Annotated in this window: 13 protein-coding genes; 9 read left to right on the top strand and 4 right to left on the bottom strand. The window is 65.5% G+C overall.

What is annotated here, in order from left to right:
- The first annotated feature begins 176 nt into the window (after positions 1-176).
- From ACEN8U_RS12835 to ACEN8U_RS12870, 8 genes are all read left to right on the top strand, one after another.
- Complete coding sequence (locus ACEN8U_RS12835) at positions 177-2,030, top strand: phosphodiesterase (protein WP_310104787.1); 1,854 nt, start codon at positions 177-179, stop codon at positions 2,028-2,030.
- Positions 2,031-2,232: 202 nt separating this feature from the next.
- The gene (locus tag ACEN8U_RS12840) at positions 2,233-3,219 is read left to right on the top strand and encodes a LacI family DNA-binding transcriptional regulator (RefSeq protein ID WP_015001443.1); all 987 of its coding nucleotides are present in this window, start codon (positions 2,233-2,235) and stop codon (positions 3,217-3,219) included.
- A complete protein-coding gene (locus ACEN8U_RS12845) occupies positions 3,216-4,502 on the top strand; it encodes an AGE family epimerase/isomerase (RefSeq protein WP_015001442.1) in 1,287 nt (428 codons plus the stop codon). The genes ACEN8U_RS12840 and ACEN8U_RS12845 overlap by 4 nt, the downstream gene beginning before the upstream one ends.
- On the top strand, positions 4,499-5,428 hold the full coding sequence (locus ACEN8U_RS12850; RefSeq protein ID WP_310104782.1) for a carbohydrate kinase: 930 nt from the start codon (positions 4,499-4,501) through the stop codon (positions 5,426-5,428). Before ACEN8U_RS12845 ends, ACEN8U_RS12850 begins: the two co-directional genes overlap by 4 nt.
- A 141-nt stretch (positions 5,429-5,569) precedes the next feature.
- Positions 5,570-5,800: a hypothetical protein gene (locus ACEN8U_RS12855; RefSeq protein WP_013586894.1), complete on the top strand. Its 231-nt coding sequence runs from the start codon at positions 5,570-5,572 to the stop codon at positions 5,798-5,800.
- A 65-nt stretch (positions 5,801-5,865) separates the two neighbouring features.
- Positions 5,866-6,111: a hypothetical protein gene (locus ACEN8U_RS12860; RefSeq protein ID WP_013586893.1), complete on the top strand. Its 246-nt coding sequence runs from the start codon at positions 5,866-5,868 to the stop codon at positions 6,109-6,111.
- 96 nt (positions 6,112-6,207) lie between these two features.
- Positions 6,208-7,167 (top strand): ion channel, encoded by a 960-nt coding sequence (locus ACEN8U_RS12865; RefSeq protein ID WP_015001440.1) that lies wholly within the window; start codon positions 6,208-6,210, stop codon positions 7,165-7,167.
- Positions 7,168-7,435: 268 nt separating this feature from the next.
- Positions 7,436-11,023: an indolepyruvate ferredoxin oxidoreductase family protein gene (locus tag ACEN8U_RS12870; protein ID WP_310104777.1), complete on the top strand. Its 3,588-nt coding sequence runs from the start codon at positions 7,436-7,438 to the stop codon at positions 11,021-11,023.
- 86 nt (positions 11,024-11,109) lie between these two features.
- Here the strand turns inward: ACEN8U_RS12870 and ACEN8U_RS12875 are convergent, their stop codons facing one another.
- Together ACEN8U_RS12875 and ACEN8U_RS12880 are read right to left on the bottom strand one after the other, a co-directional pair.
- The gene (locus tag ACEN8U_RS12875) at positions 11,110-11,805 is read right to left on the bottom strand and encodes a copper homeostasis protein CutC (RefSeq protein WP_041744855.1); all 696 of its coding nucleotides are present in this window, start codon (positions 11,803-11,805) and stop codon (positions 11,110-11,112) included.
- Positions 11,806-11,839: 34 nt separating this feature from the next.
- The gene (locus ACEN8U_RS12880) at positions 11,840-13,117 is read right to left on the bottom strand and encodes an EAL domain-containing protein (protein WP_013586889.1); all 1,278 of its coding nucleotides are present in this window, start codon (positions 13,115-13,117) and stop codon (positions 11,840-11,842) included.
- 589 nt (positions 13,118-13,706) lie between these two features.
- Here ACEN8U_RS12880 and ACEN8U_RS12885 point away from each other — a divergent pair.
- A complete protein-coding gene (locus tag ACEN8U_RS12885; protein WP_310104772.1) occupies positions 13,707-15,356 on the top strand; it encodes a Na+/H+ antiporter in 1,650 nt (549 codons plus the stop codon).
- A gap of 66 nt (positions 15,357-15,422) precedes the next feature.
- Here ACEN8U_RS12885 and ACEN8U_RS12890 read toward each other — a convergent pair whose 3' ends face one another.
- Positions 15,423-16,730 (bottom strand): solute carrier family 23 protein, encoded by a 1,308-nt coding sequence (locus ACEN8U_RS12890; RefSeq protein WP_310104769.1) that lies wholly within the window; start codon positions 16,728-16,730, stop codon positions 15,423-15,425.
- Positions 16,731-17,099: 369 nt separating this feature from the next.
- Positions 17,100-17,720 carry a DUF2239 family protein gene (locus ACEN8U_RS12895; RefSeq protein ID WP_310104766.1) on the bottom strand — a complete coding sequence of 207 codons (621 nt, stop codon included), beginning with the start codon at positions 17,718-17,720 and terminating at the stop codon, positions 17,100-17,102.
- Positions 17,721-17,733: the final 13 nt, after the last annotated feature.

The raw sequence follows: 17,733 nt of genomic DNA on the forward strand, positions 1-17,733 counted from the left end.
CAAATGCCGCGCTTGTCGCCTTAGCCGGATGGCATAGGACGCGCGTCCCCGAAATTTCTCGACGGCTTCGGAAAGCCTTCCGCGCACCACTTCAGTGCAACGCTTCACCAAAACTTCACTTAATTCTTTGCAGCACAAGTCGTTAAGCCGATGGTCCACCGCTACGCCTTTCTGCCATGCAACTTCGCTCGCCCTCCCGCTCCGCCGCGCCGCGCATCGAGGAGTTGATTGCCCGGCGCGAGCTGTCCGCCGTCTTTCAGCCCATCGTCGATTTCGACGGCGGCGCGATTCTCGGCTACGAAGGTCTGATCCGCGGGCCGGCCGGCACGTCGCTCGAGGCGCCGTTCGCGCTCTTTGCGCAGGCGCTCGCCGAGGGCTGCGCGATCGAGCTGGAACAGGCCGCCGCGCGCGCGTGCATCGAAGCGTTTGCGCGGCTCGGCTACGACGGCAAGCTCTTTCTCAACTTCAGCGCCGGCGCGCTTCGGCGCCTGGCCGAGACGCCGGACGACACGCTCGCGCTGCTGCGCCACCGCGGCGTGGATCCGCAGCGCATCGTGATCGAGCTGACCGAGCAAAGCACGATTCCCGACGTCGGCGCCTTTCTCCCCGTGATCGCCGCCCTGCGCACGGCGGGCGCGCAGTTCGCGCTCGACGATTACGGCACGGCGAACGCGAGCATGAATCTGTGGGTGCGGCTGCAACCGGACGTCGTGAAAATCGACCGCTTTTTTATTCACGACATTGCCTGCGACCCGCTGAAGTTCGAAGCCGTGCGCGCGATGCAGCATTTTGCGAGCGCGAGCGGCGCGCGGCTCGTGGCCGAAGGCATCGAGAAGGAAGCGGACTTGATCGTCGTGCGCGATATGGGAATCGGCTGCGGACAGGGGTTTTTCTTCGGCCGCCCAAACGCGCAACCGGCGCGCACCGTAACCGACGACGCGCGCGACGCGCTGCGCGCCGGCCACATCGCGGTATTTCCGGAGGCGACGCGCACACTCGGCGGCGCGTCGCCCTCGGGCGGCATGGCGTCGGAAAAGATGCTCGTGCACGCGCCTGCACTGCCGCGCCACGCGACCAATAACGACGTGCTCGAACTCTTCAATCGCCTGCCCGACCTGCACGCGGTTGCCGTGGTCGAGCGCGACGAGCCTGTTGCGCTCATCAACCGCCGCAGTTTCATGGACCGCTACGCGCTGCCTTACCACCGCGAGTTGTTCGGCAAGCGGCCCTGCCTGCTGTTTGCGAACGCGTCGCCGGTCGTGATCGAAAAATCCATGACCGTCGAGCAGATGGCCAAGCTGCTCGCCAGCGACGACCAGCGCTATCTCGCGGACGGCTTCGTCATCACCGAAAACGGCAAATATGCGGGGCTCGGCACCGGCGAAAACCTCGTGCGTGCGGTCACCGAGGTGCGAATCGAAGCGGCGCGCTACGCGAACCCGCTGACCTTTCTGCCCGGCAACATTCCGATCAGTTCGCACATCGCGCGACTCGTCGGCAATCACGCCGGTTTTTACGCGTGCTATGTGGACCTGAACCACTTCAAGCCCTTCAACGATCAGTACGGCTACTGGCAAGGCGACGAGGTGCTGAAGTTTGCTGCCGCCGTTCTCGCGGACGTATGCGACCCGATGCGCGACTTTCTCGGCCACGTAGGCGGCGACGACTTCCTGATCCTGTTCCAGAGCGACGACTGGCGCGAGCGCGTGCTGCGGGCGATTCACGTATTCAACGAAGGCGCGCAGCGCTTCTACGCGCCGGACGACCGCCTCGCCGGCGGCATCCACGGCGAGGACCGGCGCGGCAATCCGACCTTCTTCGGCTTCGTGACGATGGCGATTGGCTGCGTGCGCGTCGAGCCCGATTCCGCCGACGGCGCGTCGCTCTACAACAGCGAAGAAATCGCCTCGCTCGCCGCGCTCGCGAAGCGCCGCGCGAAGCTGGAGGCGAGCGGCTTCGTGCTGATCGGCGCGCAAGAAAGTGTGGCTTTGCTGCGCGGGCAACCCGAAGGCGCCGTGACCAAGAACTGAAAATAAAGCGCCGCCGCCAAACGCCCGCAACAGTGCGTGTTTAGTTGTTTTTACTAAACAACTAAATCGTCAAAATACCCTGTAACTACGGGTATTTACGGGTGTCGTTGGCAGGGATTTATAGCTGTTTTCGCACTTTTTTACTATACAATCGCCCGGACCCCAACACCGCGCGGCCGCCCTTGCACGGCCGCCTGCTTCGATGGCGATCACTATTCGCGACGTTGCGCGCGCGGCCAGCGTGTCGATCGGCACCGTCTCGCGCGCGCTTAAAAACCAGCCCGGCCTGTCCGAGGCGACCCGCGTGCGCGTGGTCGAGGCGGCGCGCGAGCTCGGCTATGACGCCGCCCAACTGCGTCCGCGCATTCGCCGTCTCACCTTCCTGCTGCACCGGCAGCACAACAATTTCGCCGTCAGCCCGTTTTTCTCGCATGTACTGCACGGCGTGGAAGACGCCTGCCGCGAGCGCGGCATCGTGCCGTCCGTGCTGACCGCCGGCCCGACCGAAGACGTGATCCAGCAGATGCGCCTGCATGCGCCCGACGCCGTCGCGATTGCCGGCTTTGTCGAACCCGAGACGCTGGCCACGCTTGTCGCCATGCAGCGCCCGCTTGTGCTGATCGACCTGTGGGCGCCCGGCCTGCGCTCGGTGAATCTCGACAATGCGGCGGGCGCCGCGCTCGCCATGCGGCATCTGTTCGAGCAGGGGCGCAAGCGCGTCGCGTTCATCGGCGGCTCGCTCGCGCACTTCAGCATCGCGCAGCGCGCGCTCGGCTACCGGCGAGCGTTTTTCGAAGCGGGGCTGCTGTTCGACCCGTCGCTGGAAGTGACGATCGACGCCGGCCTCGACCCCGACACCGGCGCGGCGCGCGCGATGCAGCAGTTGCTCGATGCGCCCGGCCCGCGCCCGGACGCCGTGTTCGCCTACAACGACGCCGCCGCGCTCGCGGCACTGCGCGCCTGCTTCGCGCGCGGCGTACGCGTGCCGGAGGACATCGCCATCATCGGTTTCGACGATATTCCCGCCGCGGCTCACGCCACGCCGCCGCTGTCCACCCTTTCTGTCGACAAGGAAGCGCTCGGCCGGCGCGGCGTCGAGCTGCTGCTCGAAGAAACGCCCGCCGAAACGGAAGTGCGCTTGCCCGTCCATCTCATTGCCCGTGCCAGTACTTTGGTGAAAACGCCATGACGCAAACCGCCACGCCCCACTCCGCCAACGGCGCGCCTGCCGTGCCGCCCGTCGCCAGTTTCCGCAGCCGCGAGTTTCTGCTCTCGCACATCGAGGACACGCTGCGCTTTTACGCGCCCAATGTGCTCGATCCGAGCGGCGGCTTTTTCCATTTTTTCCGCGACGACGGCTCGGTCTACGACAAAACCACGCGGCACCTCGTGAGCAGTTGCCGCTATGTCTTCAACTACGCGATGGCGTATCGGCAGTTCGGCGATCCGAAGCATCTGGAATACGCGCGCCACGGTCTGCGTTTTCTGCGCGACGCGCATTGGGATGCGCAGCACGAAGGCTACGACTGGGAGATCGAATGGCGCGACGGCAAAAAGCGCACGCTCGACGGCACGCGCCACTGCTACGGCCTCGCGTTCGTGCTGCTCGCTTACGCCCATGCGGCGATGGCCGGCATCGAGGAAGCAAAGCCGATGATCGGCGCGACCTTCGAGCTGATGGAGCACCGCTTCTGGGACGCCGCCGCGGGCCTTTACGCCGACGAAGCGTCGCCGGAATGGCGCGTGAGTTCCTACCGCGGGCAGAACGCGAACATGCACACCACCGAGGCGCTGCTCGCCGCGCACGAAGCGACCGGCCACCTCGTCTATCTGGATCGCGCCGAACGGGTCGCGTCGAACATCACGCTGCGGCAGGCGAAGCTTTCGCAAGGGCTCGTGTGGGAGCACTTTCACGCGGACTGGTCGGTCGACTGGCACTACAACGAGGAAGACAGCTCGAACATTTTCCGTCCGTGGGGCTTCCAGCCCGGGCATCAGACGGAATGGGCGAAGCTGCTGCTGATTCTCGAGCGTTATCGCCCGTTGCCGTGGCTTTTGCCGCGCGCGATCGAACTGTTCGACGCCGCCATGACCCACGCGTGGGACGAGGATCACGGCGGCCTCTACTACGGCTTCGGCCCGGACGGCACCGTGTGCGATCACGACAAGTACTTCTGGGTCCAGGCCGAGACCTTCGCGACCGCCGCGCTGCTCGGCAAGCGCACCGGCAACGAGCGCTTCTGGGACTGGTACGACGAGATCTGGCGCTATAGCTGGGCGCACTTCGTCGATCACAAATACGGCGCGTGGTATCGCATCCTCACGTGCGACAACCGCAAGTACAGCGACGAAAAGAGCCCGGCCGGCAAGACCGACTATCACACCATGGGCGCGTGCTACGAGGTGCTCGCGCACGCGCTGCCGGAGGACGCGGCCGCCGCCGCGGCCGTCTCAGCGGAGCAGGCAAAATGAGCCACATCAACACTCAGCCCGGCATGAACCCTGAACTGCCCGTCTTCGTTTCGGCGGGCGACATCCTCACCGATCTGGTTCGCACGGGCGCCTCGCAATGGCTGTCGCGTCCTGGCGGCGCCGGCTGGAACGTCGCGCGCTGCGTGGCGCGGCTCGGCCTGCCGACCGCCTGCGCGGGCTCACTAGGCGTCGACAATTTCTCCGACGAGCTGTGGGACGCGAGCGTCGCGGCCGGGCTCGACATGCGCTTCATGCAGCGCGTCGAGCGACCGCCTTTGCTGGCGATCGTGCATCGCACGCATCCGCCCGCCTACTTTTTCATGGGCGAGAACAGTGCCGATCTCGCCTTCGATCCGGCGCGTCTGCCGGCCGGCTGGATGGAGCACGTGAAGTGGGCGCACTTCGGCTGCATCAGCCTCGTGCGACGGCCGCTCGGCGATACGCTCGCCACACTGGCCGCCGAGCTGCGTTCGCGCGGCGTGAGGATCAGCTTCGACCCGAACTACCGCAATTCGATGGAGCACGGCTACGAACCCACGCTGCGCAAAATGGCGGCGCTTGCCGATCTCATCAAGGTCTCCGACGAAGACCTGCGCCTCATCTTCAAGACCGACGACGAAGCGCACGCGCTCGCCCAATTGCGTTCGATGAACCCGCGCGCCACCGTCCTCGTCACCCGCGGGCCGGATACCGCGCTGCTGATCGACGGCGCGATGACGGTGGAGGCACGGCCGCCGCGCGTCGAGGTGGTGGACACGGTCGGCGCGGGCGACGCTTCCATCGGCGGCTTGCTGTTCAGCCTGATGACCGCTTCGCAGCGCGCGTGGCCGGAGCATCTGGCGTTCGCGCTGGCGGCCGGCGCAGCGGCCTGCCGCCATGCGGGCGCGCACGCGCCGTCGCTGGACGAGGTCGTCGCGCTGTTGTAACGCGAGCGCTTTATGCTGGCGTTGCGGCGCGCACGCGGGTCGTGCGTGCGGCCAGCGGCCCTTTGCGCCGACCCGCCAGCCGACGCGCGATGGCCGTGCTAGCATGAAAACACCGCAACCTTTGGAACGAGGAGCGACGCCATGGAGGACATCACCTACACCAAAGGCATCTACACGGCCACCGCGTCGGTAAGAGAGCTCGATCGGGACACCTGGCAAGGCGTGGTCACACTCGCGCGCGACGAAGGCGAAGCGAGGCAGGACCAGGAAACCACGGTCTACGAAGTGGAGGCCACCTCGTCCACACCGGGCGAGGCGCTGGAAGAAGCCAAGGCGCTCGCTCATCGGATACTCGGGGAACTCGAACTCTAGGCTGTGCGTCGCGGCGCTCGTGTCTCGCGCGCCGCGCCGCCTGAACGCAATGGTCGGAGGCGATCATGGTTGAACAGCTCTTCCTCTACGGCGTGTACTCGATTCACGTCCGCCCCATCGAACTCAGCGGCGCGCGCTGGGACGCGGAGTACGAGATCCGGCATCGCGAGAAAGCAGTCAAGCCGTGGACCACGGTCGGCGGCGACGAAGGTTACGGCGACGAAGCCGAGGCGATTGCCGCGGCCCATCAGCAGGCCGTCGACGACATCGAGCACGGCGCCGGCATCCCGAAGCCGCGCGCATTTCCCTGAAACATTGCTCGCAGGTCGCAAGGCAGGAGCCAGGGCCGCGTTCGGCGAGCAACGCGCCGTGCTACGCTTGCGCCGTTTTTATTCCATGAGCACGCGATGGCAACCGAACCGACCGACCGTTTTCCCGGCATCGGCGACGCTGAAAGCAGCGCGCAAAAACGCCGCATGCGCGGCAGCCGCGAACTGCGTCTCGACGATCGGGTAGTCGTTGCGCACGGCATGCCGACGCCGTTCTGGCAGGACCTCTATCACCGTGCGCTGGACGTCCGCTGGCCGACTTTCTTTGTCTCGCTTGCGGTGCTGTTCATGCTGCTCAACACCACCTTCGCCACGCTTTATATGCTCGGCGACGCACCCATTGCCAATCAGTATCCGCCTGGCTTCGGAGGCGCGTTTTTCTTCAGCGTCGAAACGCTCGCCACCGTCGGTTACGGCGACATGCATCCGCAAACGGTCTACGCGCATTCGATCGCGACGCTGGAAATATTCGTCGGGATGTCGGGCATTGCGTTGGCAACGGGGCTGATTTTCGCGCGCTTCTCGCGTCCGCACGCCAAGATCATGTTCGCGCGCTACGCGATCATCCGGCCGCTCGACGGCCGCATGACGCTGATGGTGCGCTCCGCCAACGGACGTCAGAACGTGATCGCCGAAGCGCGTGCGCGGCTGCGCATCCTGCGGCGGGAAACCACGGCGGAAGGCTACACGCTGCGCCGGCTTCACGACCTGACGCTCGTGCGCGACCAGCATCCGGTGTTCAAACTCGGCTGGACGGTCATGCATGTGATCGACGAAACGAGTCCGCTCTTCGGCGAAACGGCTGAAACACTCAAGGCGCGCGACACATCGTTGCTGCTCACGCTCGAAGGCGTCGACGAATCGACGTCGCAAACCATGCAGGCGCGCCACATGTGGTCGTGCGACCAGATCTACTGGCACCACCGTTTCGTCGACATCATGAGCGAGCAGAACGGCGTGAGCCATATCGACTACGCGCATTTTCACGAGATCGTGCCGCTCGACGAAGCGCCGGTCGGCGCGAGTGTTCGTCCATAAACGCACCAGGGCGGCGAAGGCGGGCCGCCCCTGCGTCGCTTGCCGCTGTGCTGCAGGACACCCAGGGCATACCCGAATTCGCCCTTCACGTGGCATATCTATCTCAAAAGCGCGGGAAAACGCGCCGCTCTTCGCGCCTATTCGCGCTCGCGTCGGTAAAGTAGAAAAAATCCACTCTGATTGGCGCTAAAAAATAGAGTCTCTTTCGCTGCGCGACTTTCGCGGTCCCACCCGCGCGCGCCGAATGCCCAATTACGGAGACTCACCCATGACCGCTCGCCTGCCCATCGACGGCACGCCCGCTCTCGCCGACTACAAGCTGTCCGACAATCTCACCGCCACGCGCGGGCGCATCTTCCTGACCGGCACACAGGCGCTGGTACGGCTCGCGCTCATGCAGCGCGCGCTCGACAAGGCGCGCGGCATGAACACCGCGGGCTTTATCAGCGGCTATCGCGGCTCGCCGCTCGGCATGGTCGATCAGCAATTGTGGAAGGCGAAGAAGCTGCTCCAGGCGAGCGACGTGCGCTTTCTGCCCGCCATCAACGAAGAACTCGGCGGCACCGCCGTGCTCGGCACGCAGCGCGTGGAAGCAGACCCGGAGCGCACCGTCGAAGGCGTGTTCGCGATGTGGTACGGCAAGGGCCCGGGCGTGGACCGCGCGGGCGACGCGCTCAAGCACGGCAACGCGTACGGCTCCTCGCCGCACGGCGGCGTGCTGGTCGTAGCGGGCGACGACCACGGCTGCGTGTCGTCGTCGATGCCCCATCAAAGCGACTTCGCGATGATGGCCTGGCACATGCCGGTGGTGAATCCATCGAATATCGCGGACATGCTCGAATTCGGCTTGTACGGCTGGGCGCTGTCGCGCTTCTCGGGCGCGTGGGTCGGCTACAAGGCGATTTCCGAAACCGTGGAATCCGGCTCGACCGTCGACCTCGACGCGCTGCGCACCGAATGGACCGCGCCCGAAGATTTCGTCGCGCCGGCGGGCGGCCTGCATAACCGCTGGCCCGATCTGCCGAGCCTCACCATCGAAGCGCGAATGCACGCCAAGCTCGACGCGGTGCGCCACTTTGCAAGAACCAACAGTATCGACAAATGGGTCGCGCCGAGTCCGCAGGCGAATGTCGGCATCGTCACGTGCGGCAAGGCGCATCTGGATCTGATGGAAACGCTGCGGCGCCTCGATCTGACCGTCGCGGACCTCGACGCGGCGGGCGTGCGCATCTACAAGGTCGGCTTGTCGTTCCCGCTGGAAATGACGCGCATCGACACGTTCGTCGCCGGTCTGTCCGAGGTGCTGGTGATCGAGGAGAAAGGTCCCGTCATCGAGCAGCAGATCAAGGACTATCTGTACAACCGCGCAGAAGGCGCGCGACCCGTCGTGATCGGCAAGCATGCAGAAGACGGCAGCATGCTGCTCTCGTCGCTCGGCGAATTGCGGCCTTCGCGCATTCTGCCCGTGTTCGCCAACTGGCTCGCGAAGCACAAGCCCGCGCTCGATCGCCGCGAACGCGTGGTTGATCTCGTCGCGCCGCAAATTCTCTCCAATGCCGCCGACAGCGTGAAGCGCACGCCGTATTTCTGCTCGGGCTGTCCGCACAATACGTCGACGAAAGTGCCTGAAGGATCGATCGCGCAGGCGGGCATCGGCTGCCACTTCATGGCTTCATGGATGGAGCGCGACACCACTGGCCTCATTCAGATGGGTGGCGAAGGCGTGGACTGGGCCTCGCATTCGATGTTCACGAAAACGCGCCACGTGTTCCAGAATCTCGGCGACGGCACGTACTTTCATTCGGGCATTCTCGCGATCCGCCAGGCGGTCGCCGCTAAGGCCACGATCACCTACAAGATCCTCTATAACGATGCGGTTGCGATGACGGGCGGCCAGCCCGTCGACGGCAGCATTTCGGTGCCGCAAATTGCGCGTCAGGTGGAAGCCGAAGGCGTGTCGCGCTTCGTCGTGGTCAGCGACGAACCCGAGAAATACGACGGCCATCACGATCTGTTTCCGAAGGGCACCACCTTCCATCACCGCAGCGAACTCGACACCGTGCAGCGCGAGTTGCGCGACACGGACGGCGTGACCGTGCTCATCTACGACCAGACGTGCGCGGCGGAAAAGCGCCGTCGCCGGAAAAAGGGCGAATTTCCCGATCCGGACAAGCGCCTCTTTATCAACGAGGAAGTCTGCGAAGGTTGCGGCGATTGCGGCGTGCAGTCCAATTGTTTGTCGGTGGAGCCGGTCGAAACGGCGCTCGGGCGCAAGCGCCGCATCGATCAGTCGTCGTGCAACAAGGACTACTCGTGCGTGAACGGCTTCTGCCCGAGCTTCGTGACGGTGGAAGGCGGCAAGCTGAAGAAAGCCGCGGGCGTCGCATTCGACCCGCAAGCCCTGGCCGAACGCGTCAACGCATTGCGGCTGCCCGCAACGCATCTGGACGCCGCGCCGTACGACATTCTGGTGACGGGTGTCGGCGGCACCGGCGTGGTGACGGTCGGCGCATTGATCAGCATGGCCGCGCATCTGGAAGGCAAGAGCGCGTCGGTGCTCGATTTCATGGGCTTCGCGCAAAAAGGCGGCTCGGTGCTGTCGTTCGTGCGCTTCGCCGCGCGCGACGAATGGCTCAATCAGGTGCGTATCGACACCCAACAAGCGGACGTGCTGCTCGCCTGCGACATGGTGGTCGGCGCGAGCGCCGATGCGTTGCAGACGGTGCGTCATGGCCGCACGCGCATCGTCGTCAACACACATGCGATTCCGAATGCGACCTTTGTGACGAACCCGGACGCGACGCTGCACGCCGACGCGTTGATCGACAAGATGCGCCACGCCGCCGGCGCGGAGCGTCTGTCGACGTGCGACGCCCAGGCGCTCGCCACGCGTTTTCTCGGCGACACGATCGGCGCGAACATTCTGATGCTGGGCTTCGCGTGGCAATTGGGTCTCGTGCCGGTGTCGTTCGGTGCGCTGATGCGGGCCATCGAGCTGAACAATGTCGCAGTGCAGATGAATCAACTGGCGTTCTCCATCGGCCGGCTCGCTGCCGAAGATCCCGCCGCGCTGGAATCGCTGTGGCAGGCGCGGCACGCAGTGAAGCCAGGTGTGCGTGTCGATACGCTCGATGAACTGATCGCCCATCGCGAGGGCCGTCTGCAAACTTACGGCGGCGCGAGCTATGTGAAGCGATATGGCGCGCTCGTCGATGCCGCGCGCCGCGCCGAGCATGCCGTCGACGCACACAGCGAGCGTCTGACGCGCGCGGTGGCGACCACCTTCTATCGTCTGCTCGCAGTGAAGGACGAGTATGAAGTGGCGCGCCTGCACACGGATGCCGCGTTCCGCGAAGCACTCGAGGCGCAGTTCGAAGGTGTCGCGGGCAAGGACTTCGGCATCCAATTCAATCTCGCGCCGCCGACGCTTACGCGTGCGCACGAGGGCGCGCATCCGACGAAGAAAACCTTCGGCCAATGGCTATGGCCGGTGCTCGGCGTACTCGCCAGAGCGCGCGGGCTGCGCGGCACGATGCTCGATCCGTTCGGCCGCACGCTCGAACGCAAGATGGAGCGCCAACTCGCCGACGACTACGAAACCACGCTGCAGCGCGCGCTCGCGAAGCTCGACGCGGGCAATCTCGAAGACGTCGCAAAGCTCGCCGACCTGCATGCACGCGTGCGCGGGTATGGGCATGTGAAGCTCGCGAATCTGGCGGGCGTGAAGCGCGGCGAGCGCGATCTTGCCGCGCGCTTGCAAATCGAAGCGGCGACGAGTGAGTCGGTGAAGAAGTCGCTGGAGGAAGTGAAAGGCGCCGGGCAGTTGCGCGGCATTCCGGTGGTGGTCGCGAAATAAGCGCCAGTGCGCTTCTAACGCCTGCTGCATGAAGGGCAAAGCCGCTTCGTGTGCAAACATGAAGCGGCTTTTTATTAGGGTTGGCGTTATTGCGCGTTCAGCTGCGCCCTGACTCGCGCCACCTTGTCGATGTCGATCTGCGCAAGCCCGTTGCCGCCCACACGCACGCCCGAACCGAAATGCACCGCTTGAACTTGCGTCCGGTTCACGAAGCCGGCCACTGCGTCGACGGTCAGACCCGCGCCTGCCAGCACCGTGCAGTGCGAACCCGACGCCTCGCGCACCAGGTCGCGAATCGTCGCTTCGGCATCCAGCACCGACGGCTTTCCGCCTGAGGTCAGCACATTCGTCACGGCATCGAAACCGAGCAGCACGTCCAATGCTCTGCGCTGATCGCGCACTTCATCGAATGCACGATGGAAGGTAATGGCGAGGCCGTCCGCAGCGTCGATCGCGCGCGCGAGCTGTTCGCGGTCGATCTCGCCCCGCGCGTTCAGCATGCCGATCACCACGCCGTTAGCTCCTGCGGCTTTGACGGCCCGGACGTCGCGCAACATCACCGCATGATCGTCGGCGTCGTAGACGAACGAACGGCTGTGAGGACGCACGATCACATTGACAGGAATACTGACCGTCTCGACGACGGCTTCGATCAGGCCGAGGCTCGGCGTGAGCCCGCCCTCGCCCATCGCGGTGATGAGTTCGAGACGGTCGGCGCCCGCCTGCGCGGCGAGCCGCGCGTCGGCAACGGTGGTGGCAATGACTTCAAGCAGAACGGACATGAGCGCAACGGGTGTCGTTAAAAACGACATGATCTCAGATGCGCGGTTCCTCCACCCAGTCGATATCGCCGCACAGCACGCAAGTCTTGTCGCCGACGCGCGTCGCCACCGACAAAGTCACGCACGGCAGCGCTTCGTTGATCGACAGATACGGACGTGTCACGTGCACACGTTCCGGCGCATTGATCGCATCGCGAAAGTACGGACGACGCAGCCAGTTTGCGCCTTGCGCGTCGGCGAGCGGGAGAAAGCGCGTCTCGTGCGCCGCGCGGTCGGCGCGCAGCACGACGTTGCGGCCCGCCTGCCGCCCTTTGGCGTCGAGCAGAAAGCAGCGCGCGGCGTGGTCGAGCCCGAGAAAATTCCAGCACACTTCGTCGAGCGGCTCGCCGGCCGCAAGCCGCTCCGCCGCGCGTTCGAAGGCGCGCAAATAGGGCGCGAGGCGGCTCGCGTTGCGGCGCTCGCGCGCTTCGGTCTGATCGCGGTAGCGCTCGGTGAGCTCGCCGATGCACGTGGCGGCATGCGTCGCATCGGCCGCGCCCGGGCTCGGACGTCCAAAGAAAAAGCCTTGCACGAAGTCGGCGTTGCAGGCGAGCGCCATCTGGGCTTCATGCTCGGTTTCCACACCTTCGATCAGCACGAGCTTGCCGGCTTCGTGCAGCAACGCGACGAGGCCCGGCAGGATCGTCGCCATGTCCGCGCGATGCGCCGCGTGCGACAGCATGATGCGGTCGAGCTTCACGATATCCGGGTTCAGTTGCCAGATCCGCTCGACGTTGGAGTGCCCGGCGCCGAAGTCGTCGAGCGCGATCAGAAAGCCGCGCTCGCGGAATTGACGCACGGCATCCGCGAGACGTTCGAGGTCCTCCGCGCGGTGCTCCAGCACTTCGAGCACGATGCGCCGCGGCGGCAAGCCGACGCGCCTGAGCGTCGCCAGCAACGCGGCGGACAGATACGGATCGGTGAGCGCGCCCGGATGCACGTTGAGGAACAGCCACTCGCGCTCGGCGCCGAGCACCTTGAAGTTTTCCAGATGCAGCGTTTGCGCGAGCCGGTCCAGTTGCAATACGTCGCCGATACGCGCGGCCTCGCCGAACACGTCGAGCGGCGACACCGGCCGGTCGAGCATGTCATGGGCGCGCAGCAGGCCTTCATAGCCGACAGCCCGCATATGCGACAGGCTGAAGATGGGTTGAAACACGCTCGTCAGCGTCAGCTCGCCATGCTGCACCGAAAAGCGTTCGAGGCCCGACGTCACTTCGACGTCGAAGCCGTGGGGCGCGGTGGCCGTCCTTTCCTGTTGCGCAATCGTCATGCAGTCCTCTCACGCGAGAGCCGGGCCGGTCCGAACGCGGATGCGTACAACCCACGGCGCCATTGCTCCAAAATGTGCGTCATCGATATGGCTTAAGCAAGCTCCATGCGCACGCTTGCGCACATAGCGATGTAACTCGCGTGAAAGAGTGCACCGGCGATATGGCGTGTGCGCCACGCGTGGGCGCGTGCGCACCGTTGGAGTGCAGGAGGCGCGGCGGCGCTGGATGCGCGGCGGCTTGGTGGCTTGGTGGCTTGGTGGCTTGGTGGCTTGGTGGCTTGGTGGCTTGGTGGCTTGGTGGCTTGGCGGCTTGGCGGCTCGGCGGCTCGGCGGCTCGGCGGCTCGGCGGCTCGGCGGCTCGGCGGCTCGGCGGCTCGGCAGGCGCGCGGCGCGACTGGCGGCTTCACTGCGTGAGCCGGCATCACGCGCTAAACTCGCGGTCTACGGCCCGCGCTCGAGCTTCGTCGCCCTGCCTCCTGGTTCGCGTTATCCACGCCGGTGCGCGTCATACCGCGCGGCTCAGCCGGCGAATCGCTCGTGCGCCCCCCGCCCAACCTTTGCATCGCCGCCCTCCGCCAACTTCGTTCCGATGGAAATCGTCTTCACCGTATTGATTCTTCTGCTTGCCGTCGCGGCCTCAGGGGTCGTGACGCGCCTGCTGCCTTTGCCGTTGCCGCTCGTGCAGATTGCGATCGGCGCGATGCTCGCGTGGCCGAAGTTCGGACTGCACGTCACGTTCGATCCCGACATCTTCATGATGCTGTTCATTCCGCCGCTGCTGTTCGCCGACGGCTGGCGCATTCCGAAGCGCGAATTCTTCATGGCGCGCCGCTCGATCCTGATGCTCGCGCTCGGCCTCGTGTTCATGACGGTGCTCGCCGTCGGCTACTTCGTGCACGCGCTCGTGCCGTCGATGCCGCTGCCCGTCGCGTTCGCCCTCGCCGCCGTGTTGTCGCCGACGGACGCGGTTGCGCTGTCCGGCATCGCCGGCAAAGGCAAGGTGCCGGGCCGGCTCATGCATATCCTCGAAGGCGAAGCATTGATGAACGACGCGTCCGGCCTCGTCGCGTTGAAGTTCGCGATCGCGGCCGCGTTAACCGGCGTCTTTTCGCTGCGCGACGCGTCGATCAGCTTTGTGATCATCGCCGCCGGCGGCCTCGCCATCGGCGCAGCGGTGAGTTGGCTCTTCAGCTTCGTGTCCGTGCACTTCCTGAATCTCGCCGAAGAAGGCGACCCCGCGCCCGGCGTCGTCATGACGCTGCTGATTCCGTTCGCCGCCTATCTGATCGCCGAACGCTTCGAACTCTCGGGGATTCTCGCGGCGGTCGCCGCCGGCATGATGATGAACTACACGACGCTCGCCACCTCCGGCCCCGTCGCGTCGCGCCTGCGTGCAAGCAATACGTGGATGATGATCGAGTTCGTCTTCAACGGCATGGTGTTCATTCTGCTGGGGCTGCAGTTCCCGCACATTCTGGGCCGCGCGTTGCTCGACGCGCACCAGACGAGCGACGCGCAAGTGGGACGGCTGATCGGCTATATCGCCGCCGTCGCCGCGGCGCTGTACGCGATGCGCTTCGTGTGGGTCTGGCTGCTGCGCTGGTTCGCGAGCCGCGGTGCAGCGCGGCACGGCGTCGCGAACGCGGTGCCGGGGCTGCGCACCGTCGCCGTCACGACGGTTGCGGGCGTGCGCGGCGCGGTGACGCTCGCGGGCGTGTTGTCATTGCCCGAAACGCTGCCTGGCGGCGCGGCGTTGCCGGGACGCGACCTTGCGATCTTCATCGCGTCCGGGGTCATTCTGGTGTCGCTCGTCGTCGGCATGATCGCGCTGCCTTTGCTGTTGCGCGGATGGCGCCGCGGCAAGGATCCGCACGCCGCCGAAGAAGCGCTCGCGCGCACGATGGCGGCACAAGCGGCGATCCGCGCGGTGGACGACCTGCATGACAAGGAGTGCACGAATCTCGACGAATCGGCTTCCGCCTATGCCGCCGACGTCACCGCCCGCGTCATGGACATTTATCGTCGCCGGCTGACCGCGCTCGGCGAAGAGAAGGAGCCGCGCGAGATGGCGCGGCGCGCGGACGCACTGGAATTTCGCATGAAGCTTTCGGCGATGCGCGCCGAGCGCCAGGTGTTGCTCAGTCTGCGCAGCGGCCAGATCATCAACGACGAGACGTTCAACAAGCTCATGCACGAAGTCGATCTGTCGGAGAGCGCGCTGACCGCGCGCCGCAGATGACGCCCGCCTGAAACGCGGTTGCGGCGGCTCCCGTTAAAGGTCTGCGCGCCGCTGCCGCCTCGGCCATCATGCCACCGGCCCTTGTGCCGGCTTCCTTCTGAGCAGCGCATAAAGAATGATGGCGCCGAACGTCGCCGTGCCGATGCCACCCAGACCGAAGCCGCCGAGCTTGAGCGAAAAATCGCCCGCGCCGAGCACGAGCGTGACGGCGGCCACGATCAGGTTGCGGTTGTCCGAGAAATCCACCTTGTTGACGACCCAGATGCGCGCGCCCGTTACCGCGATCAGCCCGAACACGACAATGGAAACGCCGCCGAGCACCGGACCCGGAATCGTCTGGATCACCGCGCCGAACTTCGGCGAAAAGCCGAGCACGAGCGCGATCACGGCGGCGATGACGAATACCAGCGTCGAATAGATTTTGGTGACCGCCATCACGCCGATATTCTCCGCGTAGGTCGTCACGCCCGTGCCGCCCGCGAACCCGGAGACGACCGTGGCGAGCCCGTCGCCGAGAAACGCGCGGCCGATATAGCGGTCGAGATTCTGTCCCGTCATGGCGCTCACTGCCTTGATATGCCCGAGGTTTTCAGCGACGAGAATCACCGCAATCGGTGCGAGCAGCGTCATGGCCTGCATGTTGAAGACGGGCGCGGTGAAATGCGGCATGCCGAACCACGCTGCGTTGGCCACGATCGAAAAGTCGATCGGCTTGCCCATGCCGAGGCCATTCGTCACGATTGCGTAGATCACGTAGGCCATCAGCAGGCCGACGAGAATCAGCAGGCGTTGCAGCATGCCGCGCGCGAACACCGCCACTGCGCCGACGCACAATACGGTGACGAGCGCCATCCACGAATCGAAGTTGCTGCTGCTCACGCCGCGCACGGCAATCGGCGCGAGATTCAAACCGATCACGCAGACAATCGCGCCGGTGACCACCGGCGGCATCAGCGTTTCGATCCAGCGCGTGCCGACCGCCGACACGATCAGCCCGATGACCGCGTACACCGCGCCGCACGCGATGATGCCCCCGAGCGCCACCGGAATGTTCGGGTTCGGCCCGTGGCCGCCATAGCCCGTGACCGCGATCACGAGACCGATGAACGCGAAGCTGGAGCCGAGATAGCTCGGCACGCGGCCGCCCACGAGCACGAAGAACAACAGTGTGCCGATGCCCGACATGAAGATGCACAGATTGGGATCGAAGCCCATGAGCAACGGCGCGAGCACTGTCGAACCAAACATGGCGACGACGTGCTGAATGCCCATGGCGAACATCTGCGGCCAGGCAAGGCGTTCGTCGGTACCGACGATGCGCCCCTCGACGGCATCTGGCTGCTGGCGCCAGCGGGGAAAATAGGAATCGGCCATCGCGGGGGTTCTCCTCTATTCGGCGTTTTTCGTGGACGACGGCGCGTGAAAGCGGCGCCGTGCGGGAAACACGCGCGAGTGTACGGAGTGGGCTTGGAGGTGGCAAGCGCGAACCAGCGCAAGCGGTCGCTCGCTTTGAGATTCGTCCGATAGGAGAGCGGCGCTGCGACTCTTAGACTTCTCCCGCTGCGTTGACCTCAGGCAGCGCATGCAATGTTGTTGTAACTCTCCGACTTTCCGCTCACGCTCGCCGAGTGTGAGCGGCTTTTTTTTGCCTGCACGGGGGCGGCTTTGCGCCGCGCGCTGAACAGTTGCGTTGGCGGGCGTCGGCTCGCGTTGCGCCGCGCGTGCCATCGCCTTCGCTGCGGTTCACGCGTGAGCTTCGAACGCGTTTCCCGCAAGCCGCACCGTGTATGCGCGAACATCTTCCGGCCATTGCGCGATTTTTTCTTCGAAGCGCGGCCGGTCGCCGGCATACAGCGCGCGGGTCGCCTCCTCGTAATCCGGCAGGTTGCCGGCCAGCGCGGTCATGAAGCGGTAGACCGCTTCCTGCGCGGCGCGTCTGCGGTCGAGAGGCTCGCCAGCGGCGCGCGCCGTGTCCACCAGTTTGCGCAGCGCGACCGACGCGCCGCCCGGCTGCGCGTTCAACCAGTCCCAATGACGCGGCAACAAGGTCACTTCGCGTGCGACGACGCCGAGCTTCGGCCGTCCGCGACCGCGCGGCGCGCCTGCCGCGGCCGCGTCGGGGCTTGCGTCGTTCGCCGGATCAGCGGCGTGCTGCGCCTCAACCAGGCGCGCGACGATCTCTTCCTCCGTGCCACGCAGATCGAATTCGACTGGCGTGGCGGTGGCGTCGTCGAAAACAAGCACAGGCGCCTGCTCGCCGCGCGCGAGTACCTCCCTCACGGCGAGGGCGACGGGCGGCAACGTGCCGGAAGCAATCAGACGGTGGCCTTCAAAGGCGGTGCAGGTGCGCGAATGCGTGGTCACGACAAACTTCAGT

Source organism: Paraburkholderia phenoliruptrix (genome assembly GCF_047325075.1).
In the GTDB taxonomy this organism is placed as follows: Bacteria; Pseudomonadota; Gammaproteobacteria; order Burkholderiales; family Burkholderiaceae; genus Paraburkholderia; species Paraburkholderia phenoliruptrix.

Bases quoted from the DNA above. Each gene is read 5' to 3' on its own strand.
- ACEN8U_RS12890 (WP_310104769.1), bottom strand. From the start codon at position 16,730: ATGGCCGATTCCTATTTTCCCCGCTGGCGCCAGCAGCCAGATGCCGTC.
- ACEN8U_RS12880 (WP_013586889.1), bottom strand. From the start codon at position 13,117: ATGACGATTGCGCAACAGGAAAGGACGGCCACCGCGCCCCACGGCTTC.
- ACEN8U_RS12855 (WP_013586894.1), top strand. From the start codon at position 5,570: ATGGAGGACATCACCTACACCAAAGGCATCTACACGGCCACCGCGTCG.
- ACEN8U_RS12835 (WP_310104787.1), top strand. From the start codon at position 177: ATGCAACTTCGCTCGCCCTCCCGCTCCGCCGCGCCGCGCATCGAGGAG.
- ACEN8U_RS12870 (WP_310104777.1), top strand. From the start codon at position 7,436: ATGACCGCTCGCCTGCCCATCGACGGCACGCCCGCTCTCGCCGACTAC.
- ACEN8U_RS12885 (WP_310104772.1), top strand. From the start codon at position 13,707: ATGGAAATCGTCTTCACCGTATTGATTCTTCTGCTTGCCGTCGCGGCC.
- ACEN8U_RS12845 (WP_015001442.1), top strand. From the start codon at position 3,216: ATGACGCAAACCGCCACGCCCCACTCCGCCAACGGCGCGCCTGCCGTG.
- ACEN8U_RS12850 (WP_310104782.1), top strand. From the start codon at position 4,499: ATGAGCCACATCAACACTCAGCCCGGCATGAACCCTGAACTGCCCGTC.
- ACEN8U_RS12865 (WP_015001440.1), top strand. From the start codon at position 6,208: ATGGCAACCGAACCGACCGACCGTTTTCCCGGCATCGGCGACGCTGAA.
- ACEN8U_RS12860 (WP_013586893.1), top strand. From the start codon at position 5,866: ATGGTTGAACAGCTCTTCCTCTACGGCGTGTACTCGATTCACGTCCGC.
- ACEN8U_RS12840 (WP_015001443.1), top strand. From the start codon at position 2,233: ATGGCGATCACTATTCGCGACGTTGCGCGCGCGGCCAGCGTGTCGATC.
- ACEN8U_RS12875 (WP_041744855.1), bottom strand. From the start codon at position 11,805: ATGTCCGTTCTGCTTGAAGTCATTGCCACCACCGTTGCCGACGCGCGG.